The sequence below is a fragment of the Legionella bozemanae genome, assembly GCF_900450575.1.
Classification (GTDB): Bacteria; Pseudomonadota; Gammaproteobacteria; order Legionellales; family Legionellaceae; genus Legionella; species Legionella bozemanae.
The window spans coordinates 1,494,927-1,521,630 of sequence record NZ_UGGY01000001.1; the positions used below are offsets into that span (position 1 = coordinate 1,494,927).

Consider the following 26,704-nt stretch of genomic DNA (forward strand, 5'->3'; position numbering starts at 1 on the left):
AATTACGTTATGATTATTGGAATTGAACTACGCCAATTAGTAATTGGTGCATCTGGGGGAATTTCTCAGTTAGTAAAGGGAGTTTGTGAACCGATGTTTACTCTTTACCCCGAACATCAATTTTTAGTATTTTGTACTCCGTTTAACAGAGCCATGCTTGAATGCCATGCTGATAATGTCCGTTATTTTACTTTATCCAGTGCAACATTTTTCTCTGATTTGGATCGAATTGCGACTGAAAATAATCTTGATGTTCTTTTTCGTACTTATCCTATGGAAGATACATTACAGTTTCCATTAAATAAGCAAATTTTTTTAATTCCAGATATTCAACACGAAGCTTATCCCGAATTTTTCTCTGAACAAACACTCCGATCGAGAAGAGCAGCATTTTCAAAAGCACTGACTAAAGCAGGTGCTATTGGCACTATCTCAGAATTTGCAAAAAAAACTCTTTATGATTTTTCCGAAACAAAATGTAACGATATTTTTCTTATGGAACCCTCTTTACAAAAGGTCCACAGCCTAACAACAACGGAAGATTGTTTGACTGATAAAGAAAAGGCATTGATTCCTAAAACCCCATTTTTTATGTTTCCAGCAAATATCTGGAAACATAAAAATCATATTAGATTGCTGCAAGCTTTTCGTCTCCTTTTAAAAAATAATCCTGATTTAGCTGTATCTCTTGTTTTAACAGGTAATAGGGAAGGGTGGAAAGAACTTCATAAAAATAACAAGGACTTACCGGTTGTTCATCTGGGCTTTATTAGGCCTGAATTTTTTCGAATACTTATGGAACGAGCACAAGCTTTGGTTTTTTTCACACTCTATGAAGGATTTGGAATACCTTTATTAGAAGCTTTTAATACAGGTACCCCCGTTTTATGCAGCAATACTACCAGTCTTCCTGAAGTAGGGGGAAATGCTGTGATTACTTGTTCTCCTTTAGATATCTCAGCAATGGCTAATGCTATGGGAGAGATTCTGCAAAATAATGAGTTGCGTGAAACACTGATTCAACGTGGTAAAGCACGATTAAATGCCTACTCTTGGGAACGATCGGCACATAATTTATTCGCTGCTTGTACTCGAGTTGCAGAGAAGGCAAGACAAAAAGTACTGTACGAAGAATCGACATCAAAAAACGTGCCCTTAGTATCTATCATAACTCCTTCTTTTAATCAAGGAAGGTTTCTCAAGCGCACTATTGATAGTGTGCTTAGCCAAGATTATCCTCATATTGAATATATTGTGATTGATGGCGGCTCTACCGATGATTCTGTAGATATTCTTAGTTCTTATACCGATCGTTTTTTTTGGATTTCAGAACCAGACAACGGACAAACGCATGCCATTAATAAAGGTATTAAGCGGGCAAAGGGAGAAATTCTTGCTTATTTGAACTCTGATGATGTATTAACTCCCGGCGCTATTCGGAAAGTTGTTGATTTTTTTCTGAATCATCCACACTGTGATATGGTCTATGGTCAGGCCGATTATATTGATGAACATGATAATATCATTGGTACTTATAAGACAGATGAGTATTCATTTAATAGATTATCTCAAGACTGTATGATATGTCAGCCCGCTGCTTTTTGGCGACGTCGTGTAGTAGAAAAAATTGGGTTTTTTGATGAACAACTCCATTTTGTTATGGATTATGACTACTGGTTACGTATCGCGAAAGCCAGAATGGATATCCAGTTTTTGCACGAAAAACTTTCCTGTTCACGTTTATATCCGGAAACGAAGACCCTTTCAGGGCGTATCAAAATCTATCAAGAAATATTTAGCATATGCAAACATCACATTGGTTATACACATCTCAATTATTACCAGGGATACTGGCACCATTTGATTTATGAGAAAAAAAATGCAATCAGTCAGATAGTTCGCTTATTATCCATTAAAAGCTTACATCTTCCTGTGAGCAAGTTACATTACCACTGGTCACGTCGGACTCAGGGCTTTTCAAATCTGGCTAAAAAAATTAAAGAATTTGGAACATCTGCTCTCAAAAAAATTCTTTTTATCAATAAAACTAGTTCATCCCCAAAATCTAATATTAGTGGTTTTTTTTCAGATAATTGGCTATCAAAAGAATTTTCCTGTAACTCGAGCAAGAGAGCCGTTGGAGAAATTCTCTATATCGGTGGAGTGACACCAATGAATTCAACCATGCTCATTATGGCTGGTAAAAAAAGAGTAGGTCAGTTTCAATTTACTGCCCATCAGTACCAACAAGTATCTATTCCCAATGAGTTAGTAGATAACAAACGAATTTATATACAATTTACTGAGTCCTTAATCGATGCAGCTGGTCGAGAGCTCGCATTTTTACTTCATGATACGAATTTTTTTTCCGAACAAGATACCTGGGTAACTTAAGTATGGTGAGTTGCCGTAAGAGATAAACTGCTTTTTAAATATTGTTCTCTTTATTATGAATGTGATATCTTGAGCAAACGAACATGCTTTATAAGGTATAGGATTTATAAGGATTAATTATGAAAAAAAGGGATTTTTTTGGAGGATTTTTTTTAGGTATCATCGTGGGGGTGACGAGCTTTTCTGCTCTGCAATACTCGGGAAGTGCCCAAAAGACTGAGGTTGATGCCGTGCAGGGTATGCAAAAGATCCCTAATGATAAAACGATTAAAGTATCTTCAGAAGATGCGCGTTTGCACAAGCTATCTCAAGCCGAGATAAAAATTACTCATGTGAGCAATCCATATCCCGAAGAAAAAAGTGGTGATAATTGGTGGTATTGGGTTAAAGATGAGATTGTTTTCCAACTGGAACCCTTCGATGTATCTTCAGAAATGAAAAAAACAAGGTTGTTTTTTGAGTATGGTATACATGGGAATCAGCAATTAACAATTTATTTATGGGAGAAAAATGAACCCCATAAAATTGTGCTTAATACAAAAAACGGAGAACGATCCGTTTATAACAAAGTACTTGATATTTCTCCTGCATCACTGACTAAACTTATTATTGTGACTAATGGAGCGGCTAAGCCTTTAAGCAAAACCGATTCCAGGCGTGCTGCCTATACTATTTCTAATTTAAAAGTTACCCCAGTATAAGTCGACGAAGAGTTGAGGAGCATTGCCTTGCAAAAACAATTAAATTAAAAAAATATAAATCAAGTGCGAATAACTAAATTTTTTAAGGAATTAAAAATGGGGCAAGAAAACAATCTGCCAAAAATTTCTATTGTGACCCCCTCATTTAACCAAGGCCCTTTTCTTCGACAATGTATTGAGTCTGTACTCTCTCAAAATTATCCAAACCTGGAATATATTATTATTGATGGTGGCTCCCATGATGATTCATTATCAATTATTCATGAATTTGAGCCTTATCTTACTTATTGGGTAAGTGAGCCAGATAAAGGGCAAAGCGATGCAATAAATAAAGGATTCATGAAGGCATCAGGGGAATTGGTTGCCTGGCTTAATTCCGATGATTACTATCTCCCTGGCGCATTTGCAAAAGTGATCAACGCTTATCAAATCAATCCACACGCTCCCTTTTTTTTCGGAGATGGATTTCGAGTTTCGAAAACAGGGGAAGTACTGACTCATTTCTTCCCTAAAAACAGTTTGACTTTCGACCGCCATGCATTAGTTATGGGTTTGAACTATATCCTGCAACCTTCAACGTTCATGAATCGCCATTGTTTAGAACAAATAGGATATCTTAATGTTGATTTAGAGTATGGAATGGACTCTGATTTGTGGATGCGGCTTTCAGCGTTGGGTGAACCTCAGCCTGTCGATGGCGTTTTATCAGCAAGCCGAGAATATGCTGCGACTAAAACTTCTATAGGTTCATTTAAACGTATAGAAGAACTCCGACGAATCTCAATGCAACATTCTGGATTAGAGATGACTCCTGGTGTTTTGTGTTATATGTTTGATACCTTGTATAAATTTGCAAAAAATAACGAAAATATCTTTCCTGAATGGTATCAAGAAGACATTATCAAATTTTGGGAAAAAACAGGACAGTTGATGGCTCAATTTAATGCAAGAAGTGATGGTTTCCCACAAAGATCGCCATAAGCCTTTCCTCCAACATAAAGTAAATCAATACTGAACATAGCGATAGTTAATGAATATATTAGATACAAAAATATCTGAAGTGAAAATTATAGAGCCTCGTGTTTATGGCGATGAACGTGGTTTTTTTTATGAATCATTTCAAGCTGCCCGATATGCAGCATTACTTGGCATACGAGATACTTTTGTTCAAGATAATTTATCGAGGTCGCGTAGAGGAGTTTTGCGAGGCTTACATTACCAATATCAGCATACTCAGGGAAAATTGGTTTCTGTTTTGGCTGGAGAAGTCTTTGATGTGGCTGTTGATGTCAGGTTGGGCTCACCCACTTTTGGATTGTGGGTGGGGGTAATTCTTTCTGGGGAGAATAAACGTCAGCTTTGGATTCCTAAAGGTTTTGCCCATGGATTTTATGTTTTAAGCCCTACAGCTGATTTTTTTTATAAATGTACGGACTTTTATCATCCAGAAAGTGAGTTGTCGATTAATTATCGAGATCCAAAATTAGCTATCGATTGGCCTCTAACTGATGAGGTGCAACTCTCAGCAAAAGATATGCAAGCAAGCTCTTTGGATTTAATTGATCACCAATTTTTGCCGAGATTTCTATGAAAATATTAGTTATAGGGGCTAATGGTCAAGTGGGGTCAGAAATTATTCGGCTGTTTATGTCAACAGAACATCAAATCATTACGTTGACGAGAAAAGAATTTGACTGTGTTCATGTCAGTGAAGTGCGCTCGACTCTTTCTTCGCTTCAACCTGAACTGATTATTAATGCATCTGCATATACGGCTGTAGATAAAGCTGAAGATGAAGTGCTGTTAGCTCATAGGATTAATGCAGAATTTGTGCGCCAGTTAGCCCTATATTGTGCACAAAAGAAAATAGCCTTGATTCATTTGTCCACGGATTATGTTTTTGATGGTACTAAAAAAGGTGCTTATAGCGAAACAGATAGTACCAGTCCTCAAGGTGTTTATGCTCAATCCAAATTAGCAGGGGAACAAGCGATTATAGCACTGCACAAAGAGCATATTATTTTACGGGTGAGTTGGGTATTCGGGATTTATGGGGCTAATTTTGTAAAAACAATTTTAAAATTGGCTTCATCTAGAGAGGAGCTCAGTGTTGTTGCTGATCAATGGGGTAGGCCAACTGCAGCGCAAGATATTGCCAGAGTACTACTAACGATTGTAGCGAAAATAAGTACGCCACCTTTTAATGATTGGGGGGTTTACCATTATGCTGGGACAGGTGTAACTAGCTGGTATGAATTTTCACGTTTTTTTATTGATCTTGCTAAGAAAAAGGGAGTGAGTTTGGCGCTTACCCATTTAAAACCCATAAAATCGGAAGAGTATGTAACTAAAGCAGTAAGGCCAAAAAATTCAGTTTTAGATACAACAAAAATCGAACAAATATTAAATATTCAATGCCAGAGTTGGAAGGATTATTTGCCGGAAGTAGTGGAGTGTTTCATGGAACAAAACATCTCATAACGAAGCACTTGATATAATCCTGTTTTATGGGGTTAATAACATCAGATTTGTCTCTTATCATTTTTGCTCAATTAACTGAAGTAAATAAGTTCCATAATTATTTTTACTTAGTTTAAGAGCAATTTCTCTAAGCGTTTCTGCGCTTATCCAATTGTTTTTATAAGCAATTTCTTCTAAACAAGCGATTTTCAATCCTTGACGATGCTCAATAGTTTGTACAAAAGAACTTGCGGCTAAAAGACTTTCAGGAGTGCCAGTATCTAGCCAGGCAAACCCACGTCCAAGTAGTTCTACGTGGAGATCCCCGCATTCAAGATAGAACTGATTAATACACGATATTTCCAATTCACCTCGATGGGATGGGCGTACTTGTTTGGCAATGTTTATAACTTGATTATCATAAAAATAAAGTCCGGTTATAGCATAATTTGATTTAGGATCGGTTGGCTTTTCTTCAATTGATATCGCTTTCATTTGCTCGTCAAAAGAGACGACGCCAAAGTGCTCGGGGTCTTTTACTGGATAGGCAAAAATAGTGGCCCCTGTTTGACGCGCAGCAATTTCTTGTAATTTCTTTGTAAATCCAAGACCATAAAATATATTGTCACCTAATACCAAACACACATTATCTTGACCTATAAACTCTTCACCAATAATAAAGGCTTGGACCAAGCCATCTGGACTGGGTTGTAACGCATAGTATAATTTTATACCAAATTGTTCTCCATTTCCTAAGATGCGTTGATATGCTGGGCAATCTTCTGGAGTAGTAATCACAAGAATTTCACGAATACCCGCTAACATGAGGACTGATAAAGGATAATAAATCATGGGCTTATCATAAATAGGAAGTAATTGTTTTGAGATACCTTGGGTTATAGGGTAAAGACGTGTCCCGGAACCTCCAGCGAGCACAATTCCTTTCATATTGCTAATTCCTTTTCAGTGACTCTTAATTGTTTATGTTGTGGCACTTTATTTAGAATATTTTGGCACCAATTTTGATGATTTAAATACCACTCCACTGTTTTCCGTATTCCTGTGTCAAAAGTTTCTTTGGGTTTCCATCCAAATTCCCGTTGAATTTTTGTTGTATCCATGGCATAACGCAGATCATGGCCTGATCGGTCTTTAACATACGTAATTAATTCTTTGTAACAAGAAACATGTGGTGGTTTTTGGGGGACTAATTCTTCTAATAGATCACATACTGTATGAACTACTTCAATATTTTGTTTCTCATTATGCCCGCCAATATTATAGGTAGAACCTATTACCCCATTTTTTAAAACCATATAAAGAGCATGGACGTGATCATTGACATACAACCAATCCCGGACTTGGGCTCCATTGCCATAGATAGGTAAATTTTTTCCGGCAAGGGCATTGAGAATTATAACTGGAATCAATTTTTCAGGATATTGGTAAGGGCCATAATTATTAGAGCAATTCGTTATTATTGTTGGTAATCCATAAGTTCGATGCCATGCCCTAACTAAATGATCCGAACTTGCTTTACTTGCTGAATATGGGGAGCTTGGTGCATAAGGGGTGGTCTCAGTAAAAAATTCGTTTTTATTTTCCAGATCACCAAAAACTTCATCTGTAGAGATATGATGAAAACGAAATGATTGGCGTTGTATTGCAGGCAATGATTGCCAATAATCGCGTGCGGCTTCAAGTAAGTTATAAGTTCCAATAATATTTGTTTGTATAAAATCCGCTGGCCCGTCAATAGATCGATCGACATGGCTTTCTGCTGCTAAATGCATAATTGCATCTGGTTGAAAGGTAGCAAATATATAATTTATTTGATCGCGGGAGCGAATGTCTACTTGTTGGAAAATATGGCGTGGATTGTTGATGAGGTGATTAAGTGAATCTAAACTTCCAGCATAAGTCAGTTTATCAACGTTGATCACGGTATCCGTAGTACTCTCAATAAGGTATCGAACCACTGCAGAACCAATAAAGCCTGCGCCACCAGTAACTAGAATTTTCATTTTACTACCTTGTAAAACGTTCCTTAAAGAGATTTATCTTATTGATTATTGCCATTATTCTAATGCAAGAGGAAACTGTCAAGAATAAAATTATTTATCGCTTTATTGCTCCACTTCTTACGCTGATATTTTATCAAATTTAGATAGAACTATATCTATAGATCTATATCTACAGCATTTCTTAATGAGATCGTTTTGTTCAAAACACTGCAGCTGCTCGTCACTCTCTGTTCCTGATGTTTACACTTTCTGGGATGAATGTTTTTAAAATGCTCCTTTACCTGATTTAAAAAATCGCCTAATCTTAAGCCAAGGAAAACTACCAACGGGTAGTTAAAGTCAAAATTTCAGCGTTTCAGGTTATCTATTTAGGAGAGTCATTCATGCGTAAATTAGTACTCTGGGGACATAGTGTTGATGAGTATCGTGAGATGTTTGATTTGTCTCAAGAGGATATGAATTCCAAGATTTTAGAATATGGATGTGGTCCCAGTGCAGTAAACGCCCAACAGTTTCAGGAAGCGCATCAAGCCGTAAGTTGTGATCCATTGTTTGTTTTGGATAAAGATACATTATCGTCCAAGGCGGTTATGATTTTTGCACAAATGGCAGATGAAGTACGCCGAGAACAAGATCAATTTGATTTCAGTCGCACTGGAGGTTTAGAGCAATTACTGGAAAACCGTCGTAATGGCATGAAAAAATTCTTTGCTGATTATGAACAGGGTAAGGCTGAAGGTCGATATTATGGTGCAGCAGATTACCATTTACCTTATTCTGATTTCTCTTTTGATTTTGCATTAAGTGCAAATTATTTATTTGCTGATTTGGAAGATCAAACGGTCGAATTTCATGTAAATGTAATTCGTGAATTAGCAAGAGTAGCTAAAGAAGTAAGAATTTTTCCCTTAAATGACATGGAAGGTAAGACCTCTGAGTTTTTAGGTCCAGTATTACTGGAATTACAAAAAGAAGGATATGGTGTGGAAATTAGAGAAGTAGATTATCATTTGCATAAGTCTGAAAACGCAATGTTACGTGTTTGGGCTCAGAAATGTGATCTTTAAATTACAACCCTGGGTGAAGCGAGCGTAATCCAGGAATTTTTAGTAAGTCTGAGTAATATGTCGCTTCATCAAGGTTAAAAGGTTTTTTTGTATGTATTCAATGTTACGTCCTTTACTTTTTAGTATGGATCCTGAACGGGCACATACTTTTAGTTTATCTGCTTTACACTATGTACCTAAGTTTTGTTTTAAAAAAGCTAAGCCTAAACCTACCGCAGCCTTGGGGTTACAATTTCCTCATGTTGTTGGTTTGGCAGCAGGCTTGGATAAAAACGGAGAACATTTGGATGCATTGGCCAAATTAGGTTTTTCCTTTATTGAATTAGGAACAGTCACACCAAGACCACAAATCGGCAATCCCAAACCACGATTATTTCGGTTATCGGAAGCTGATGCGATTATTAATCGCATGGGGTTTAATAACCAGGGTGTAGATGCTTTGGTGAACTATGTAAAAAAAGCACGATATAAAGGAATCTTGGGCATTAATATTGGTAAAAATAAAGATACTTCGTTAGAACATGCCGCAGATGATTACATTCATTGTTTAAGAAAAGTATATGAATATGCTTCTTATGTAACTATCAATATTTCTTCACCGAATACTCCCGATCTTCGTCAATTACAACAGAAAGAGTATTTTGCCAATTTATTGTCACAAATTCAGGCGGAACAAATTAAATTATCTGATAAACTCCAGCGCCATGTTCCCTTAGTGGTTAAAATATCACCAGATGAAGATCCAGAAACATTAAAACAAATGACCGAAGTGATTTTGAATTATGGTATTGAAGGTATTATTGCGACAAATACTACTTGCTCTCGAACTGGAGTGATTCAATTACCCTATGCTGAAGAAACCGGAGGACTAAGCGGAAAACCTTTATGGGAATTATCTACTCAATGTTTGCGCTTGCTAAAACAACACGTAGGTAACGATGTCACTTTAATCGGAGTAGGGGGCATCGACAATTGCAGCAGTGCACAGGCAAAGTTGGATGCAGGTGCTTCATTAATCCAAGTGTATACAGGTTTGATTTATCAGGGGCCCAGTTTGGTATATGATGTAGCAAAAGGATTAAAATAAAACAGTAGATAAAAGAATTCTGTGCTCATCTCTTCTACGTATCGCACTTTATGCGCGGTATCCAGGACGATGCGTTGAAGTATTTCTGAGTTCTTTTTTAAAGTAAGATTCTCTGGATACCGCATAAAGCGCGATACGTAGGGCAAAAAAATTCGTGAGGCTCTCTCAGGTTCGATGGAATAATATTTAAGATGAAATGTATTACTAAAGATCTGGCGACACAAATGGAGTCTTGCATCAAGCAAACTCATATCGAAGTAACTCAGCAGTATCTTCAAGGAAAGATATTGGAAATTAATGGGGGTGCTGCCTGTTTTTCAGGATTTGATTCTTACTTGTCACAGGTAGTAGGGTGGGGATTTAATACGAAATTTAAGCATTTTCAGTCTGAAATTGAATGCATAGAACAATTTTATAGGACATTAAATCATAAACGAATAGATATTGAATTATGCCCTTTTGTAGGAAATGAACTCCCCATATTTTTAAGTCAGCGTGGTTATTGTATCAGTGAATTAAATAATGTCTCAATCTTGGATTTAAAAGCATATCAGCTGCTTGATTGCGTTGCAGATTCTTTCACGATTAGAGAAATAAAGTCGAGCGAAACAAGAGAGTGGGCCAAAAGGGTAGCTCTTGGCTTTGATGCTATTGAAGCCGAAGATCAATTTTTTCGTTATGTTCGATCTAACGGAGTCAGCGCCTATGCTGTTTATGATAAAGATGTCATTGTGGCTGGGGCAACACTTGCCATCCATGGGGATTTTTGTGATTTAGGGGTTACCAGTACTTTACCTGCTTATCGAGGAAAAGGGTTACAAAAAAAATTATTAATGGCTCGATTGAATACTGCAAAACAGCAAGGAGTATCTTGGGCAACGGTTACCACAGAACCCGGGAGCGTGTCCGATTGTAATGTGCAAAAAGTAGGATTTCATTGTGCTTATACACGAATCAAAATGACCTTGGAATGAGGTTTATTGCCAATAGATACCTAGGCGTAGTCCAGGGGTAAGCTGTTTTTTTGATGTGAACGAATATTTGAGCCCCTGCTCCTCCGTGCTGTACCTGAATCTTCTACACATCGCTGAAAAACTAGTCCAGACCTATTCCCGCGTCCCGAGGCTTGGCCGCTGGATCTGGGAGATCTGCCCTAAAATACTGGACCCACGGACAAGCCGTGGGGGGTGGACAGAGATATGATCAAGAGACTGGGTGCTGCTGCGGCGTCCAGGGCTACATAGGGCGCGTTAAGGGAATATTAGCACTTCCATGTAATAACAGTTACAATAACCCATGTTTCGATTGAACTACTGAGTCATGAAAAAGAAACTTTCTGTTAAAACCAGCATTTTATACAAACGTTTGTTAGCTTATGTGAAGCCGTTTTGGCCCATACTGGCATTAGGTATTTGTGCCAATATTTTGTATTCTCTGATTGATGCTGGTTTTACCTACATGATGCGGCCTTTTTTTGATAAAAGCTTTATTAATGTTGATATGGATTTTATTAAGAAAATTCCTTATATCGTTTTAATAGGGATTACTTTGAGAGGGCTAGTTAGTTCACTGGGTAGTTATTGCATGACTTGGGTTGCCCGATCAGTAGTTAAAGTTTTAAGGGAAAAAGTTTTTAAGCATATTCTTCATTTGCCTGCTGATTTTTACGATGAAGCAACTTCAGGACAAATGCTTTCTAAAATTCTTTATGATGTGGAACAGGTAGCTCAGGTTAGTGCCGATGCCTTAACAGATATTGTCCAAAATACGTGTTTAATTATAGGTTTTCTCACCGTTATGATGGTAATTTGCTGGCAATTATCACTCATGTTTTTATTAACTATTCCCTTTGTTGGTTTGATTGTAAATTACACTAACAAGCGTGTGCGGCGGATAAGCCATAAAGTACAAAAAACAATGGGTGAGGTGACTGAAATTGCCAGTGAAGCAATTGAAGGTTATCGGGTAGTGCGTATTTTTGGCGGTGCTGCTTATGAATATGGAAAATTCGGTAAGGCTATAGAGCATTCACGCCAGAACGATATGAAAGTTGCTGCGAGTAAGGCACTCAATGTGTCTGGAGTGCAAATTGTTATTGCTATAGGCATTGCAGCAATCATCGCTGCAGCAATTCAATTGTCTACAGTAGTGATTATTTCTGCAGGTTCTTTTTTAGCAATTATTGCAGCAATGATACAGCTGATTAAACCGATGAAAACTCTAACCACCCTGAATGCTGTAATACAAAAAGGCTTGGCTGGCGCAGAAAGTGTATTCAATATGTTGGATCTGCCTATAGAGCAAGAGCAGGGTATCGTTTTGTCGCAAAGAGCACAGGGGGCTCTTGAATTTAAACACGTATCTTATGCTTACAGACAAGGGGAAAGTGTATTACATGATGTAAATTTTACTGTTGAAGCGGGTAAAACGGTTGCATTGGTAGGTCATTCTGGAAGCGGGAAAACAACTATAGCCAGTTTATTACCTCGTTTTTATGAAGTGACTCAAGGTATGATTACTTTGGATAATACCCCCATCAATCAAATAAGTTTGGCCAGTTTGCGTGAGCAAATGGCTTTGGTAAGTCAAAATGTGACCCTTTTTAATGATACTTTGGCTAATAACATAGCATATGGCCGCTCGGATGTAAGCCGACAACAAATTATACGAGCCGCTAAAATGGCTTTTGCCGATGAATTCATTAGTCGATTACCCGAAGGTTATGATACATGTGTTGGTGAGAATGGTGTGTTACTTTCCGGTGGTCAGCGGCAAAGGATAGCGATTGCTCGGGCCATTTTGAAGAATGCGCCTATTTTAATTCTTGATGAAGCAACATCTGCGTTGGATAGTGAGTCAGAACGATACATACAAATTGCTTTAGAGGAAGTTATGAAAAATCGAACGACTATAGTCATTGCGCACCGTTTATCGACGATTAAACATGCAGATAAGATTATTGTGATGCAACATGGACGCATTGTGGAACAAGGCACCCACCAAGAATTACTTGACTTACAAGGGTATTATGCACAGCTTCAGAGCATACAACATTCAGATACAATTCATGAGGATGCACTAGCCTGATGTCTTCCTTCTTAGAGCAGCTATGGTATGGTCATCATCATCCGTTACAATGGATATTGCGTCCATTGTCTTGGGTCTATTCCGCGATTGTTTCGGCCAGACGCTATTTTTTGCAACGGTTTAGTCAAATAAGTTGCCCGGTTCCTGTCATTGTTGTTGGCAATATAACGGTTGGAGGAGTGGGTAAAACCCCTTTGGTTATTGAGTTGGCTAAAAGAATACAACAAAAGGGGTTAAGGGTTGGCATTGTGAGTCGTGGCTATGGTGCAGCAATAAAGCAATTTCCCTATGAAGTTCAAGCCAATGATTCTGCCTTAAAAGTTGGCGATGAACCCTTGCTGTTAGCACAAAAAACCAAATGCCCTGTAGTGATTGCACCCAAACGAACCCAGGCTGTACGCTATCTTTTAGAAAAACATCAAAGCCAAATCATTATTAGCGATGATGGATTACAGCATTACCGCATGGGACGAGCTATTGAAATTGCTGTTATTGACGGGACCCGAGGATTAGGTAACGGTTTTTGTTTACCGGCAGGGCCACTAAGGGAATCTGCTATGCGCTTGGAACAAGTTGATTTTATTGTGGTCAATGAAGGCAAGTGGAACAATGCATATCCCATGAAATTAAAACCTGGAAAAATTAAAAAATTAAGTACGGATGAGGACATTGATGCACATACATTCCCTGGAAAATGGGAAGCGATTGCTGCAATTGGTAACCCTCAACGTTTTTATTCCACTTTGTTGCAATTAGGGATAGAATTCGATAGCTGTTCTTATCCTGATCATTATCAGTTTAAGCCAGATGATTTGAATTATTCCAAATCACCTATTATTATGACGGAAAAAGATGCAGTGAAATGCCGATCATTTAGTTCGGACACCATGCATTATTTGCCTGTAGACGCTGTATTGGATGATGCATTTTGGGACGCATTGTGGTTACATCAACAGTTAAAAGGTTATTGCTGATTATGTTTGCTTGGATTCGCTGTTTTTTATTTTTAATAATATTCCACACAAGTACAGGATTGTTTGCATCTGAAATAGAACCCATGCCGCAACCGGTACAATCCATCGAACCAACCATCGGGAGTTGGACTTTTTCCGGTATGGTGAAAAATGAGAGTGGGGATAAATACGGCTATTTTTTTGAAATGCAGCGTCAAGGCTTCGATTTCCAAACTAAAGCCGCTTTAATTGATGGACAAACAAACCAGTTGGTATTTTTTTACGAAGGCAAAGAAAAGATAGAACAATCAACGCCACTTGATTGGCATGTTGGTTATGCTTTTATTCGTTTCAATCCAATTAATGACAGTTGGATTTTTGGCGTTAAAGCGGCAGACAAAAAAGGTTTTAATTTCAAGGTGGACATGCTAAAGCAAGCAAATAAAGACAATGAAACCTTAGTCTTGCGTCCAGGAGTAAAACTTGCCGTTTTACAGACAAGCCAGCTTAATGGACATTTACAGATTGATGATAAAGAACAATTTGTTACCGGGAATAAAGCCTGGTTTGGCAAATTGGCATTAAACGATGAGCAGAAAAGCGCACATGAAATCAGTACTACTTTTTGTCGCTTAAATGATGATAATGGATTTTACTCTGCAAATCTTAAAGAAAAGGATGCAACCAGCGCGGCTGTTGCAGGTTGGCGTGATCCTTTGGGTAATAAAGTCAAAATGTCTCAATTTGTTTCATTAAAGCCTTTAAAAGATGATCAGTGCATGCTGAGTATCGGATTGCCTAAACTGCATTTAACATTGATTAATACACTGAAAGCCAATGATCCATCATCACATACAGTTGCAGGGTTTTCCAAAGACAGTCATGGAGACTTTTGTTTTGTTACTCAGCAATCATTCTTAAAAAGTACTGAATTAGCTATGGAGCATATCAAGTTAAGTGCTTGATTTATAAAAATATGTAGCCTGGATGCAGCGCAGCGGAATCCGGGTTTTATGAAACATGAATGAATTACTAAAACCCGGATTCCGCTGCGCTGCATCCAGGCTACAAGTTGAATAAATACCTCAAACAAAAGTCAAAGTATCTCTTATTACCTGATCTTGGCCATCCAAAGTTGAACCTACCTTAGCATTATCATCTCGAAGTACTTGAGTTTTTTGCATTCTCTCTAATCTTTTCTCTACTTCAGGGGGCAAAGCAAGCTCAGGAGGAATGGCTTTTTTATGAGGTGCTACCCCTAATGCGCCTACCATCATTTTAGGCGAACTAGGTTTGGATTGTTCTAGATGGGGATCTAATTGTGCTTCTAACTGCTGTGCTAATTTAGGGTTAAAAACCCACATGGCATCGGCTAGAGCAGGAATACACATATTAGGCTCATCATTGACCCACCAACCTAAATCGGTCATCGCGGCACGTACCAAGTCTGCCTGCTTGTTATGTTTATCGAGTGCATAGCGCAATATGGTGATAAGTGCTTTTTCTGGTTCACTATAGTCAATAGGAAGTTCTTTATTCCAACTCAAAAATTTAAACCAAGTATTGTCCAATTTTTCATGATATTTTTGTTGAAATATATCGCACAAATGTTTGGTGCTTTGCTCTTTTGGCGCTGATATTGTGTATTGACCCAGGATTTCTTTACTTTTGTAAAATTCAGACATCAACAAGGCATGCATGGTGGCGGTTGGATGAACATCATCCCAAAACATATGTTTGGAACCTGGAGATGTTCCATCAGGATTCATCTTATAATCTGGTGAATCTTTGTAGGCTTCTTTTAGTTTTGCGGCGTCAAAGAATTGAGCGTATTTTGATTGTTGACCATTCTTCTCGACATCGGTATAAACTTTCGTAAAGACAGCATTAATATCGAAAAGGTCGATAGAACAATTTGGGTAATCTTTTTTGAGCTCTTCGAGTTTCTTTTCTAATTTATCATTATAATCTTTTACTATTTTTTGAGCATTATTTCGTTCTGATTCAGACTTATTCTGGAAACGTGGGGTTAATGACAAGTCAGGCAAATTACATAGAACAATATTTTTATAACCTTTATCCATTAATTTCTTAATATTCTCAAGGTTACTTTTTATAGCCAGATCAGCTGCTTCTCTTGTTGGTTCTGCATTAGCTGTAATTAAATCATTGGCTCCAGAAAATACAGTAACCAAGGTTTTTTCTTTTTCGTCGGAAATTTCTTGTTTTTCAACGTCTTCTAAGAATTGATCCACCTGCTTGGTCAAGTTGGATACCATTAAGCGAGTGAAAAAAAGCTTTATTGAAGTAAACGGAGAAAGAAGAGAAAGAAAAAGACCACTCCAACTGTAATCGTGGGATGTTGCACCACCTTGGGCGTAATTGGCAAAGAAATTTTGCCCGTTATATTGAGCAGTACGGCCGTTATCGAGTGAATAATATTCTTCAATGTCTTTTCTATAACGGGGATCTGTTATTACCTGGTCAGATATATCATCAGAAGATTCTCGCAGAGCAGGAGCTTTTAAAAGTGCCCTTTTTCTCTGAATGACCTCACGTTGAGCATTCGTTTTATGTCGATGCGCGATTGCAACATCAGCTATATCCGTATTATCTACTATATGCCTATGATTTATTGGCTCCTCTGTCGTAAATAGATGTCCTTCTTCTCTAGCCTCTATTCGCTTTTTGCGTCTTACCTCTCTTATTTCTGAGGTAATTTCATCCTCAGTATATCTATCTTTTTTTTGAGGTGGTTGAAAAAGAACATCATCTCCTATATCTGCATTATCCAGGTTATATCTTCCAAAACGACGTGCAGAATCTTTTTTTATTTTATCATCATTAAGGAATTTGCTGATAAGAGTAGCTCTAAGCACATCTGCCCAAGTATAACCATTCGTGAAACGTTCTTTAGGAGACTTATCTAATCCTAATGTTTTTTTCCATAATCCGTTGATCCATGGGCCTAGAAAAGAAAACTTTTCACCCATGTTTTTACCGTCGGAAAGGCTATCACCCAATACGACAAAGTGGGTTATTTCTTTTTTAGGACGATCTCTCTTGGCTTCTGTCATATGAAAATAACTACATTCTGACCAATATTTGCTTATTTTATAGCTAAATTATTAAGGTTTTATTAATCAAAGCAAGCAGAGTGAGATTTTTGAGATAACTTCATCTATTTTTTAAGCATAAATCGCTCTCATGAGGTAATTTGCCCTTAAAAAAGCAAGAAAAGAGAAAAGCAAAACATTATCCATCACGCCTCTTTTTCAGGAAGAAATTGTGATAAAACACTGGCGATAATTAACGCAGCTGGGATGATTAAAAGAGTAGATTGATAATCACCTAAAGTATGGATATTCGTATTGCCTTTGAAATAGTCGAGTAAATAACCTACGAGCGGTTGCAGTAGGGGAGCAGTGGCCATAGCTAAGGTATTAGTGAAACCTGTGCAGGCAGAGAGTGATTCTGGCGGTGCCAGTTCATTCGCAATGGTAAAGGCAAGCATATATGCGCCACAACATAGTCCAATTGCAAACAACATAACTCCAACAAGAAGCATGTGCTGTATTGGTAAATAAAGAACGAGAATGAATAAAATAGCAGTTGATAAACATGAAATATGGATTAGCGGTTTGCGCCGAGATAGTTGAATGGAGAGCCAACCATAAATGGGACAACTTAACCCGGCTCCTAGTAAGATCATTGAGGTAAGAATACTGGCACATTCTAGAGAACACTTTAATTTTAACTGGAGAAAAGGAACGGCCCACATTGCAGCAAAAACAGTAATGACAGAAAACTCTAATCCAACAAATAATCCATTAAACCAAACCAATTTATTTTTTAACATGAGCACTAAATATTTTTTATACTGCTGATAATCATTAATTACGGGCTTGTTACTGGGAATAAAAGCTGCACATAAAACAGCAATTAAAAGACCAATGGCACCGGATCCCGCAAGAAAATAATGCCAGCTAATGCGATTTATCTGTGATCCCATTCCAATCATGCTAAATACAGTAACAGTAAATCCTAGAGTTTCGGTGAGCCCAATCATAAAAGCATATTGTTTGAGAGGGTAATGTTGGCGTAGTATTCGCGTCATACCCACAAATGCAAAAGCGGAGCCTCCACCTATAATGAGACGACCGAGAAATAACACAAATAAGTTATATCCTGTAGAAAATAAAAAACAGCCCAGGGCGCATAAGAGTGCGTTTAAGGACATTAAGGTTCGTGTATTAAATCGATCAAAAGAAGCCCTACAGGAATTTGCATTGTGGTGTAGACATAATAAAAAGCGCTACTTAATAGGCCGGCAGTGAATGCGGTAAGGTGTTTTTCATGCATTATCGCGCCAATAACAATTCCCGAAGATAATTGTAAGAAAAATTGAAATAATAGAAAAAATACGCCGACTAACCATATGGTGGTTCTTTTGGATTTGCATGAATGTGTTGAGGCTAATAAATTCATTAACTCTGTTTCGACAAAAAAGACGAAATATATAGCATCATGGAGAAAGTGTAAATTTATTTTAAAAAACGTGAGCACTTATTGTAGATTGGGTGCGCAGCGGAACCCAAGGTTGGGGGCGTGAACTCTTTGATCCCGAGTTTTGCTGCACTGCACCCAGGCTACAAAGCAGATTACAAATACAACCAGGCATTAATTTTGTCTAAGGGAAATGAGTGGTAGGCACACCAGCGCTCAATAATACTATGATCTAATGTTGATGATATTCCATGTACCCCTGGCGTTAGTTTTTCTTTCAGTAACATTAATGCAACAAGGTTATGGATATAAAATTCCGGATCGATATATTTCATTGGGGTGGGATCATTTAGTACAAAATTAACGGGCATTTTATGATTTAAAACCTCTTCATCACTAAAATGAGGGCCAAACTCATCATAGATGCCTAAATTCGCCAGAATTTTTCCACTAAACCAGAAGTGAGGATAATCACTCATAATTGCTTTTTGTCCGGTTGCGGTCACAACTACATTTGCTTCGATTAATGCACGCTCTAACTCGCTGAAATCCTGAGGATCAATCGCTTTTATACCCAAATTTTGGGCCAAATTTCGTTGTTTTTTATTTGGATCTACAACAACGACAGGAACTTTATTTTGACTGCAAAAATAGGCAAGTCCGCGGCCAATTTTTCCAAAACCAAATATAATCCATGATGTTTCTGCCGTGTTGATTCCTGTCAATTGAGCCAGAGCCATATGACTGCTTTCAGCGCATCCAAAAACTGTTTCGAGTTGTTTTGTCAATGTGCGATCAACACTAATTACAGGAAAGTTAAGCGTTTGTTGTCGATAAAACTGATCACCAGAACCAGTTAATTCGATTGCACCAATTTGGGGTTTTCCCAAAAATTGATAAAGCTGAGCGCCACAATCAAAATAAAGATCAAACGTTTCCCCGACAAGTGAGCGTGGATCTTCTACGTATCGAATTTTTGCTTCGTTTAAAGAGGATACCGCGTGCGGATGAGCATAACAAAAGTCTGTAGGATTAGTGATTGTAACATCAGCGCCTGCTTCAAGTAAGCATGCTATTTTTAATAAAGTATTCGTTACTACAGGAACATGATGGAGCACCCGTAATCCAGTCAGAGGACGTGTGACACTCCATTCAGCGAGTTGTTCATGCATAAAAGGAGCTTCTGCCTGTGGGTATTTTTGAAAAAATTTTTTTAGTGCGTCCTGCATCAGGTTATCACAAAGAGTAAATAATGTCTCATCCTAGCATAATTTATTCATGGAGAATATTTTCTAAAAAAATAAAATTAGACTGAATATGCGTCCGAGAGGCCACGCATAGCCTGCGCAAGGTGGGGGTTTATTTTTATATTGGCAATGTGCTCCATCAGGGATGGATTCCTGTCTTCGCAGGACAACATCTGCTTTTTGCTTCGCTTGACGGTTATAGCGCACAGTGTAATCATAGCTACAATAGTTTCTTTATTTGTTTATTGTCTTAAAGACAATCTATTTTCCTCGGTAATAGAACTGCCAAAACCAAGCCAGTTTGCAATCCACTGCCAAAAACCAGGGTCTGAATCTTGCTTTTTAGCATGAAAAAAAGAATGATTGCTCAAACTACTTTTGGGATTATTTATTTGTTTTAAATAGGTTAATTCATCGTGGAATAGGGTAAGAGTAGCTGTAGTATCATCTTTATTAATTTTTTGATTGATTGAATCAATCAATTCGTCAAGGTGAGGTAACTCTTCCTTAGCATAAGAATGTCGAATAACTCTTTTGAGATTTTCTTTAGCAGCATGTTCATCTTTAAATTTTAGTTGTGACACTAAATCTTTTTTTAATTGAGTTCCATCATCATTAACTAAGATTGCATATTCAATAAGGCATAATTCTTGTTCTGTTTGTGCCAATTGAATTAAGTTTCTGTAATGTTCGGCACGAGTTTGTCCACGATAATAATCAAAAAAATAAGAAAACAAGCTTAAAGTTTGATCACGATGTTGTAGATAATAATCTAATGCTGCAGTGCATCTTTTTTTCAATGTTGCTAGATGGGGTCGTGCAACTGATTTAGAGGGTAAGAGTTCTTTATTCTCTTGTAGTCTTGGTGAACTCACGGATGGAGGTGGTGGGAAATAGCCTTGAATCTCGGGCAAAACAAAATGTTCTGGTAAGTTTGCTTGTGCTAAGGCTTCACGAAGTAACTTGATTGTTGCATTGAATTCTTTTTGAGTTTCTTCACTTTGCCTTGAAAGTGGTTTTTTGAATTGTCTGAGTAAGCAGTAAAGCTTAAATTCCAATTGACAAATGTGTTTAAATCGAGGGTTTTCTATCAATTTTTCCAGAAGTTCTTCATGTTCTTCGCTCAAATAATTTGGAGAAATATCTTGTGCTGCCATAATACTTTTTATTTGCGCCAGATGGCTTACTAGCCCTGCATTTTCAATGGATTGAGCGAGATCAATTTTCTGTTCTTTAATGATTTTTTGGCATTCCTCGAATATTTTACCCAGTTCGTCAAGCGCTTGCTTAAATGGCAAACTGTTAAAAGTATAACGATAAATTTGATTGTTTAAATCGAGTTGCTTTTCTAACATATTAAACTCAATACGTTCCAGAGTTTTTTGAATTACCTCCCGATATGGAACTGCCAATCGAGTAAGAATATATGGGTTTGTGTTCGCTAGAAGTTTAAACAGCTGTGGACGGACGTCGGTTTTATCATAATGAGCTTCGAGATTTTCCAAGTATGTCATGATGATATCCATACCATGCTCTTGAACACCCTGTTGGAGATTCGCATCCAAATCAGCCAGTTCTTTATTCTCAATAAGATTGGCTAACGTCGCCCATTTTTTTTGTTTAAAGGCTTCATCTAATAATTTTTTTAGACCGTATTTTTTTTCAAATAAAGGGAACACTTTTGCAAAAAGAACTGGATCTTTTAAAAAATTTAAAATACTTTCATCGGGTTCACATGGAAGATCACTTTGCCTAAACAAGGTATTAAATATCTCCCCATTTTTTTCTTTAATCGCGCGTTTTAAAGGATTTAAATACAGCGCAGTATTTTGGAATAAAGGATCGTGTTCTCGATTTTTAATGGAGCTTAGTAATGAGGCTCTAGGGTTTTGTACATTCGTCTTTAACATTAATTGATAAAGCCTGCCATAACCTTGTGCATAGATTGTATCAAACAGAGTGGAAGCAGCTTGCTCGCCAAATAATTGTTGAATTGCACTTTGTTTTTCAGTGGGACTCAGAATAAATTCTTTGGTAAGCAGCAGATTGGCTATTTTTGCTTGCTTTTGGGCACAGCTAAAAAGAAACAATTCTTTGAAATCCAATCCGAAATTAAGGCTGGATTCAATAAATGGTTCTAAAACCGAATCATGGCCTCTTTCTATTGCTTGTTTAAGCAATTCTACAAGAGGTCGCTTGAATTGAGTATCAGGTGTTACTCTTCCTAGTTTTAAAAATCGGGCGACTAAGTTTTTATAATTATTGGCTAAAGCTGAAGCAAAAATTTGCTCGGATAATTCTTGTTCGATGGCAATTTGATCTTTAGCCAATAAAAAATCTATAGATTTAAACAAATTATTTTGTGCCAGCATGGGTACAAGTTTTGGTTTTTGCTTCAATGCTGGGAAATTTTGGAGCAAGCATATGATTCCATTTTCATTTTTGTCCAGAATTAACTCTTCAAGAAGTTTATCGAGTTCATCTTCCTCCCAAACGACTTTGTTACATAATGTTTTTGCCAGATTGAGAAGTTTATTTTTAAAACAATCCTTGATTGCTTTTTTTTGTTCCGAGGTATTAAGATTCAATGAAAGCGTATCGGGGGGAAGAGGGTGCGCATTCATTGCTCTATTGAGTTTAGTCAGTTTTCTAAGATTGGTGATTGAATCATTAAGATACGCATTAAAAAGTTGAGGTTCTTTTTGCAAGCAAAGTGTTATTACAGGCCCAATGTTCCAGTTTAAACTGTATTCCAAAAGGAGCTGCTTTATCTTAGGACTCGCTTTTGCAAAACACTTTTCGATGATTGAATAGTCATCATAATCAAAACATAACATGAATAATGCGCGTATATCCTGGGTGTTGTGCAAGACATTGAAATTTAATTGGACGAGTGTGGACAAAATCGATAAGTTTTCTTCTGCTAATCCTTTTTTATAGAGAAATTCCAATGTTTCCAGTTCAAGATGACTTTTTTTAGCTTCCAGTTTCTCCTGAAGAAATAGGCTCATTTCTTTATTGCCGTTCAATATGGCAATAGTAAGCGCCCCCTTGATCACTTCTTCAGGAAGATTATCTTTCCAGGCATTTTTGATGTGCTCATTTTTTCTCAGGAAAGTCAATATATTGAGCAAGTTAGTTGAACCTACGAGAGTGTTTAAATCAATTAACTGGTACTCATGTTTATCAATATTTTCCCAAATTGTAGACTGTTTTGTTTGCTCCGCCCAGGCGCGTGCATAAATTTCGAAAATAGTTTTATCATTACGTTCCATGCATAGCGTGAGTAAATCTGGGGCTTGAATATCTACAGTAAACCCATTTTCGAGAAGTCTTTTCAGGGTAATCACGTTAATTTCTTGGATCACTTCTTTATTAAAAATGGAAGGGAATGACGTGGGATCAATTTTGGAAGTCGTTAATTGATTGATTAACAGATTTAAAACATGATGTTGGTTGGCAATGGCAGCACATTGAATTTGTTTTATTATTTGTTCTGGAGATAACTTACTTAAAAAATGATTTATTGTAACAGTATCTATTTCGTTTTTAACAAAAGTTAGAAGTTGCAAATGGTTATAAGTTGTTTGATTTTTAGGTTCTTGAGAGAGACTTAACTGATCAAATAACTTTAATATTTTACTGTAATCTGCCTCTTTTTTCATTAATAACAAACGTTCTTTTACTGGTTCATTAAGAAGCCTCTGCAGTTCATTTTTTAATTCATCTTGTTCTTCTCTTGTAGAGTATGTTTGAAGATAATGAGCAATTAGCTTTTCTGTTTCTTTAAGATTTCCAAACAAAGTGAGCAGAATTCCTCGCAAGATGGCATTTTTTAAAATGGATGATTTAGGTTGTTGCAATAAAAAATCATTAAATTCGGGACGAAAATATTCCTTTCCTAAGTTGGTGTAGTTGATTTTATTTTGTTGAAATAAGTACTTTAGGGTGTCGATATCTCGCGCCAAAGCTGCAAAAAAACTTGAATTTGCACTTGTCTGGCCCACAAAGGCAATTTGATGTAATTCATCATGAGAAGGGTAGTGTTCAGGAGTTGCATTGGGATGCGCAAATGCACGAATTACCAAACCAAAAGAATCATCGTTATATTCAAAACAGTCTTTAATTTCCTTGATTAATTCATCAACTGTTTCAAATTCTTTTGTTTCTCTATTGTAATTAGGATCGTAAACAGTATAAATATATTTTCCATTTTCGATAGATAAAGCGATTGCATGATTTTTACTGAAAATTAAATAGGATCGATTATTGCGGGCAATTTTTTTGAAAATTTCTTTCCAGTGTTCTTCATCCGTTATAAGTCCTAAATTAAATTCATTTCTTAACGGTTTATTTCCAATGTGCAAGAGTTTTTCAATATCACTTTGCAGGATTTCATAATGACTGAACTCCTCAGTACGGAATGCTTTTTCAACTTGGATTATGAACTGATCAATAGCATTATTGCTACCAAAACTATAAGTACTGGGCAGGGTAGCCAACTTATCAAGCAAATAAAAAAATTGTGAGGTTTTATTTTCTAAAGCATATTTGATATATAAAGCAGCAAGTCCGGCACAAATTCCTTTTTTATTCAATTCAAAATCGATATTATTTTTTTGTTTCAGACAAAGATTTACTGCGCTAATAATTTTGCCTTGGCTTGGCATAGTTTACCCCTCTTTTTTGATTTTGCGATTATAAATGACATGTTAATTTAATTCAATTCACAATGATTTAAAATTGTTCAGCTAAAGGTAAGAGCTTCAGATTAGAAAAATATAAAAATTTATAATTTACGCTGTTAAAATAATTTCATGTGCGGGTGATCGTAAATTGTAATGAGAACTCATACAGTGCCCGTAGGCTCCCGTGTTAGCAATTAAAATGATGTCTCCTTCATATGTAGCAGGTAATAAACGGTCGTATCCCAAAGTATCTCCTGATTCGCAAATCGGACCTACCACATGTGAAAAGCCAGCTTTTTCTTCATGCAATCGACTTAAGTTGACAATTTCATGGTAGGCACCATATAAGGAGGGTCGAATTAGTGAATTCATACCTGTTTCAATGCCCACAAATTTTACTTTACCTTTTTCTTTACATTGAGTGACCTTTGCCAGGATGACACCGCTTTCTGCAACAAAAAAGCGACCGGGTTCCATCCAGAATTTTAAATGAGGGCAATGTAATTTTACTGCCAATAATCGTGCATCGAGTTTTTGAAGATCCAAAGATTTTTGCCCTGGTTTTTCAACAATCCCTAAACCGCCGCCTAAGTTAATGAATTGAGTATTGGGGAATTGCTCAATGAGCGATGTGAGCATTAAAGCAGTTTGTTCCCAAAGTTCAGGGGTAAGAATCCCGCTTCCTGAATGCGAGTGTAAGCCAATGATACGGATATTATTTTCCTGGGTCAGGGTTTTAAGATGTTCTATATCTTTTTGGTCAATGCCAAACTTTGATTCATTTCCCCCTGTTACGACATGTTTGTGATGACCAGCACCTGCACCTGGGTCGATACGGACAATGATATCGCGGTTTTGAAACAGTTCAGTCCAGTTTGTTAAAGGATACAAATTATCTATTGTCACATAACACCCTAAATTCATTGCAAATTCATATTCTGTTTTTGGTGCAAAATTGGGGGTAAATAATATTCTTTTTTTGTCTATATCTGGAAATAGGTCTAAGATTCGCTTTAATTCCTGAATTGAAACGCATTCAAAACCAATATTCTCTTTTTCCAATGTTTTTAAAATCGAAGGATGGGAGTTGGCTTTCATTGCATAAAACAAAGTATCGATTGATTTTAGGTTCAGTAATTGTTTGGCTTGAGTTATTTGTGTTGCGCTATGATATACATAACAAGGTGAATGCGTCTCTGCAATGGTAAGCAAGGATTCTCGCTCAATTTGCCACCATGGGGTAGGGCGACTAACTTTTTTTTCCGGTTTTTGGGGATGAAAAACTTTTTCCAATTGAATGATAAAATTATCTAAAATTGGATTATCTCCAAGTCGATAATTATCAGGTATCTTACATAATTGTTCAAATGCTTCAAAAAATTGATCCGGGTTACTCTCCAAAGCATAGTGTTCATATAAGTCAGCCAATCCAGTATAAGCTGCTGATTTATTTAATTTAAAATCCTTATTGGATTTTTGTTTGAGGCATAAAGTGAGCGCATCAATAATTCGACTTTTTGGAGACATTATGAGCTCATAGGTTGATTCCATTATATGAGAGTATAATGTGCAGGTAGGGTGAATTCAATTCACATTGTATTTGGTTTAATATTGTTCATTATGATGTATTAAATTTATGCTTGCAATTTTATTGATGCTCACATAGTCTGATTATTCAAATTAATTATCACAAGGAATTGATATGGCTCAAGATAAAATCAATATTGATGATGCAGGCAAGACAGGTGCGTTACTGGCGCTTGGAAATACAATTTTAGCCCCATTGTACTGGGTTGATGCAAAATTGGGTTTGACTACAGCAATTGTTGCGACTGGCGCATTTTTATATGGTGCACATGAGATAGGTAAAAAAAGAAGACCTGTTGGAAATGGAATAAATGGTATGAATTCTTTTTTTGGGGGCATAACTGGTGATAAAAGTACAGAGGTGCAAAATACTCTGGCAAATATCGCAGTTGGCGGTGCGGCGATATTTGACGAAATTATGCCTAGTGAAAGTAAGCGTCCATAATACGTATCTTTTTAAATACCTATCAAGGAAATAGTAGCATGCCTAGAGATCAAATAAATCCTGAAAAAGTATTAAAGACTGGTGCATTAATCAGTTTTGGAAATTTATTTATGTCCCCTTTTTATGGAAGATTAGGTCCATTTGCCTCCCTGACTCTTACTGCTGCAGCATTATTTGGACTGCATGAAGTAGGCAGAAGCAAACAATCGGGAAATGGTTTTTGGGGCTTTTTTTCAAACAAGGCTAATTCTAGATCTTCCGATGTAAACACTGCAATGAACCATGTTGTGGAGGGAGGGGCAACAGTATTTGATCAGATTTTTCCTCCAGGGAAAAAATAAACTGATAGGAACTGAGTACGCAGCTGAACTAGGGTCTTCGTGAAAAAAAACTGGGTTCCACGAATACATCTGAATCTTATATACATCTCTGAAAAACTAGTTCGATTTTACTCTGAT

General features: G+C 37.0%; 20 protein-coding genes and 1 pseudogene. 13 read left to right on the forward strand and 8 right to left on the reverse strand.

Going from position 1 to position 26,704, the window contains the following annotated elements; translation table 11 throughout:
* Nucleotides 1-9: 9 nt before the first annotated feature.
* The 5 genes from DY223_RS06420 (at nt 10) to rfbD (ending at nt 5,576) form a co-directional block, all read left to right on the forward strand.
* Nucleotides 10-2,394 (forward strand): glycosyltransferase, encoded by a 2,385-nt coding sequence (locus tag DY223_RS06420; protein WP_058458328.1) that lies wholly within the window; start codon nt 10-12, stop codon nt 2,392-2,394.
* Nucleotides 2,395-2,513: 119 nt separating this feature from the next.
* Complete coding sequence (locus DY223_RS06425; protein ID WP_058458329.1) at nt 2,514-3,095, forward strand: hypothetical protein; 582 nt, start codon at nt 2,514-2,516, stop codon at nt 3,093-3,095.
* Between the two features lie 96 nt (nt 3,096-3,191).
* On the forward strand, nt 3,192-4,076 hold the full coding sequence (locus DY223_RS19445; protein WP_244944202.1) for a glycosyltransferase family 2 protein: 885 nt from the start codon (nt 3,192-3,194) through the stop codon (nt 4,074-4,076).
* A gap of 49 nt (nt 4,077-4,125) precedes the next feature.
* Nucleotides 4,126-4,686, forward strand: coding sequence for a dTDP-4-dehydrorhamnose 3,5-epimerase (rfbC, locus tag DY223_RS06435; RefSeq protein ID WP_058459148.1), 561 nt, complete (start codon nt 4,126-4,128; stop codon nt 4,684-4,686).
* The gene (gene rfbD, locus DY223_RS06440) at nt 4,683-5,576 is read left to right on the forward strand and encodes a dTDP-4-dehydrorhamnose reductase (RefSeq protein WP_058459149.1); all 894 of its coding nucleotides are present in this window, start codon (nt 4,683-4,685) and stop codon (nt 5,574-5,576) included. Before rfbC ends, rfbD begins: the two co-directional genes overlap by 4 nt.
* 57 nt (nt 5,577-5,633) lie before the next feature.
* Here the strand turns inward: rfbD and rfbA are convergent, their stop codons facing one another.
* The gene (gene rfbA, locus DY223_RS06445; protein ID WP_058459150.1) at nt 5,634-6,503 is read right to left on the reverse strand and encodes a glucose-1-phosphate thymidylyltransferase RfbA; all 870 of its coding nucleotides are present in this window, start codon (nt 6,501-6,503) and stop codon (nt 5,634-5,636) included.
* Nucleotides 6,500-7,579, reverse strand: coding sequence for a dTDP-glucose 4,6-dehydratase (gene rfbB, locus DY223_RS06450; protein ID WP_058459151.1), 1,080 nt, complete (start codon nt 7,577-7,579; stop codon nt 6,500-6,502). The genes rfbA and rfbB overlap by 4 nt, the downstream gene beginning before the upstream one ends.
* A gap of 383 nt (nt 7,580-7,962) precedes the next feature.
* Here rfbB and DY223_RS06455 point away from each other — a divergent pair, with 383 nt between their 5' ends.
* From DY223_RS06455 to DY223_RS06480, 6 genes are all read left to right on the forward strand, one after another.
* Nucleotides 7,963-8,646: a hypothetical protein gene (locus DY223_RS06455; protein ID WP_058459152.1), complete on the forward strand. Its 684-nt coding sequence runs from the start codon at nt 7,963-7,965 to the stop codon at nt 8,644-8,646.
* A gap of 91 nt (nt 8,647-8,737) precedes the next feature.
* Entirely contained in the window at nt 8,738-9,733 is a 996-nt protein-coding gene (locus tag DY223_RS06460; protein ID WP_058459153.1) for a quinone-dependent dihydroorotate dehydrogenase, read from the forward strand.
* Between the two features lie 191 nt (nt 9,734-9,924).
* Nucleotides 9,925-10,707, forward strand: a complete 783-nt coding sequence (locus tag DY223_RS06465) for a GNAT family N-acetyltransferase (RefSeq protein WP_058459154.1) — start codon at nt 9,925-9,927, stop codon at nt 10,705-10,707.
* Nucleotides 10,708-11,053: 346 nt separating this feature from the next.
* The gene (gene msbA / locus DY223_RS06470; protein WP_058459155.1) at nt 11,054-12,820 is read left to right on the forward strand and encodes a lipid A export permease/ATP-binding protein MsbA; all 1,767 of its coding nucleotides are present in this window, start codon (nt 11,054-11,056) and stop codon (nt 12,818-12,820) included.
* Nucleotides 12,820-13,794 (forward strand): tetraacyldisaccharide 4'-kinase, encoded by a 975-nt coding sequence (gene lpxK / locus DY223_RS06475; protein ID WP_058459156.1) that lies wholly within the window; start codon nt 12,820-12,822, stop codon nt 13,792-13,794. The genes msbA and lpxK overlap by 1 nt, the downstream gene beginning before the upstream one ends.
* Nucleotides 13,795-13,796: 2 nt before the next feature.
* Entirely contained in the window at nt 13,797-14,738 is a 942-nt protein-coding gene (locus DY223_RS06480; RefSeq protein ID WP_058459157.1) for a hypothetical protein, read from the forward strand.
* A 120-nt stretch (nt 14,739-14,858) separates the two neighbouring features.
* Here DY223_RS06480 and DY223_RS06485 read toward each other — a convergent pair whose 3' ends face one another.
* The 6 genes and pseudogenes from DY223_RS06485 to lysA all read right to left on the reverse strand — a co-directional run.
* Nucleotides 14,859-16,850, reverse strand: coding sequence for an SGNH/GDSL hydrolase family protein (locus tag DY223_RS06485; RefSeq protein ID WP_058459158.1), 1,992 nt, complete (start codon nt 16,848-16,850; stop codon nt 14,859-14,861).
* A 185-nt stretch (nt 16,851-17,035) separates the two neighbouring features.
* Nucleotides 17,036-18,013: an MFS transporter gene (locus tag DY223_RS06490; protein ID WP_338067148.1), complete on the reverse strand. Its 978-nt coding sequence runs from the start codon at nt 18,011-18,013 to the stop codon at nt 17,036-17,038.
* A complete protein-coding gene (locus DY223_RS19700; RefSeq protein ID WP_338067149.1) occupies nt 18,013-18,261 on the reverse strand; it encodes a hypothetical protein in 249 nt (82 codons plus the stop codon). Before DY223_RS19700 ends, DY223_RS06490 begins: the two co-directional genes overlap by 1 nt.
* 173 nt (nt 18,262-18,434) lie before the next feature.
* The gene (locus DY223_RS06495) at nt 18,435-19,508 is read right to left on the reverse strand and encodes a saccharopine dehydrogenase NADP-binding domain-containing protein (protein WP_058459159.1); all 1,074 of its coding nucleotides are present in this window, start codon (nt 19,506-19,508) and stop codon (nt 18,435-18,437) included.
* Between the two features lie 260 nt (nt 19,509-19,768).
* Nucleotides 19,769-24,196: a YopT-type cysteine protease domain-containing protein gene (locus DY223_RS06500; RefSeq protein WP_058459160.1), complete on the reverse strand. Its 4,428-nt coding sequence runs from the start codon at nt 24,194-24,196 to the stop codon at nt 19,769-19,771.
* A 126-nt stretch (nt 24,197-24,322) separates the two neighbouring features.
* Nucleotides 24,323-25,462: pseudogene (gene lysA, locus DY223_RS06505) on the reverse strand (diaminopimelate decarboxylase); the annotation flags it as partial.
* 454 nt (nt 25,463-25,916) lie between these two features.
* On the opposite strand from lysA, the gene DY223_RS06510 reads away from it, so the two are divergent.
* Nucleotides 25,917-26,246 (forward strand): hypothetical protein, encoded by a 330-nt coding sequence (locus DY223_RS06510; protein ID WP_058459161.1) that lies wholly within the window; start codon nt 25,917-25,919, stop codon nt 26,244-26,246.
* A 38-nt stretch (nt 26,247-26,284) separates the two neighbouring features.
* Entirely contained in the window at nt 26,285-26,587 is a 303-nt protein-coding gene (locus DY223_RS06515; RefSeq protein WP_058459162.1) for a hypothetical protein, read from the forward strand.
* Nucleotides 26,588-26,704 lie beyond the last annotated feature (117 nt).

Excerpts from the sequence above, each read along its gene's own strand:
- DY223_RS06500 (WP_058459160.1), bottom strand. The coding sequence starts at position 24,196 with ATGCCAAGCCAAGGCAAAATTATTAGCGCAGTAAATCTTTGTCTGAAA.
- rfbA (WP_058459150.1), bottom strand. The coding sequence starts at position 6,503 with ATGAAAGGAATTGTGCTCGCTGGAGGTTCCGGGACACGTCTTTACCCT.
- rfbB (WP_058459151.1), bottom strand. The coding sequence starts at position 7,579 with ATGAAAATTCTAGTTACTGGTGGCGCAGGCTTTATTGGTTCTGCAGTG.
- DY223_RS06485 (WP_058459158.1), bottom strand. The coding sequence starts at position 16,850 with ATGACAGAAGCCAAGAGAGATCGTCCTAAAAAAGAAATAACCCACTTT.
- DY223_RS06510 (WP_058459161.1), top strand. The coding sequence starts at position 25,917 with ATGGCTCAAGATAAAATCAATATTGATGATGCAGGCAAGACAGGTGCG.
- DY223_RS19445 (WP_244944202.1), top strand. The coding sequence starts at position 3,192 with ATGGGGCAAGAAAACAATCTGCCAAAAATTTCTATTGTGACCCCCTCA.
- DY223_RS06495 (WP_058459159.1), bottom strand. The coding sequence starts at position 19,508 with ATGCAGGACGCACTAAAAAAATTTTTTCAAAAATACCCACAGGCAGAA.
- DY223_RS06465 (WP_058459154.1), top strand. The coding sequence starts at position 9,925 with ATGAAATGTATTACTAAAGATCTGGCGACACAAATGGAGTCTTGCATC.
- DY223_RS06460 (WP_058459153.1), top strand. The coding sequence starts at position 8,738 with ATGTATTCAATGTTACGTCCTTTACTTTTTAGTATGGATCCTGAACGG.
- lpxK (WP_058459156.1), top strand. The coding sequence starts at position 12,820 with ATGTCTTCCTTCTTAGAGCAGCTATGGTATGGTCATCATCATCCGTTA.
- DY223_RS06515 (WP_058459162.1), top strand. The coding sequence starts at position 26,285 with ATGCCTAGAGATCAAATAAATCCTGAAAAAGTATTAAAGACTGGTGCA.
- DY223_RS06490 (WP_338067148.1), bottom strand. The coding sequence starts at position 18,013 with ATGTCCTTAAACGCACTCTTATGCGCCCTGGGCTGTTTTTTATTTTCT.
- DY223_RS06480 (WP_058459157.1), top strand. The coding sequence starts at position 13,797 with ATGTTTGCTTGGATTCGCTGTTTTTTATTTTTAATAATATTCCACACA.
- DY223_RS06420 (WP_058458328.1), top strand. The coding sequence starts at position 10 with ATGATTATTGGAATTGAACTACGCCAATTAGTAATTGGTGCATCTGGG.
- rfbD (WP_058459149.1), top strand. The coding sequence starts at position 4,683 with ATGAAAATATTAGTTATAGGGGCTAATGGTCAAGTGGGGTCAGAAATT.
- rfbC (WP_058459148.1), top strand. The coding sequence starts at position 4,126 with ATGAATATATTAGATACAAAAATATCTGAAGTGAAAATTATAGAGCCT.
- DY223_RS06455 (WP_058459152.1), top strand. The coding sequence starts at position 7,963 with ATGCGTAAATTAGTACTCTGGGGACATAGTGTTGATGAGTATCGTGAG.
- msbA (WP_058459155.1), top strand. The coding sequence starts at position 11,054 with ATGAAAAAGAAACTTTCTGTTAAAACCAGCATTTTATACAAACGTTTG.
- DY223_RS06425 (WP_058458329.1), top strand. The coding sequence starts at position 2,514 with ATGAAAAAAAGGGATTTTTTTGGAGGATTTTTTTTAGGTATCATCGTG.
- DY223_RS19700 (WP_338067149.1), bottom strand. The coding sequence starts at position 18,261 with ATGAATTTATTAGCCTCAACACATTCATGCAAATCCAAAAGAACCACC.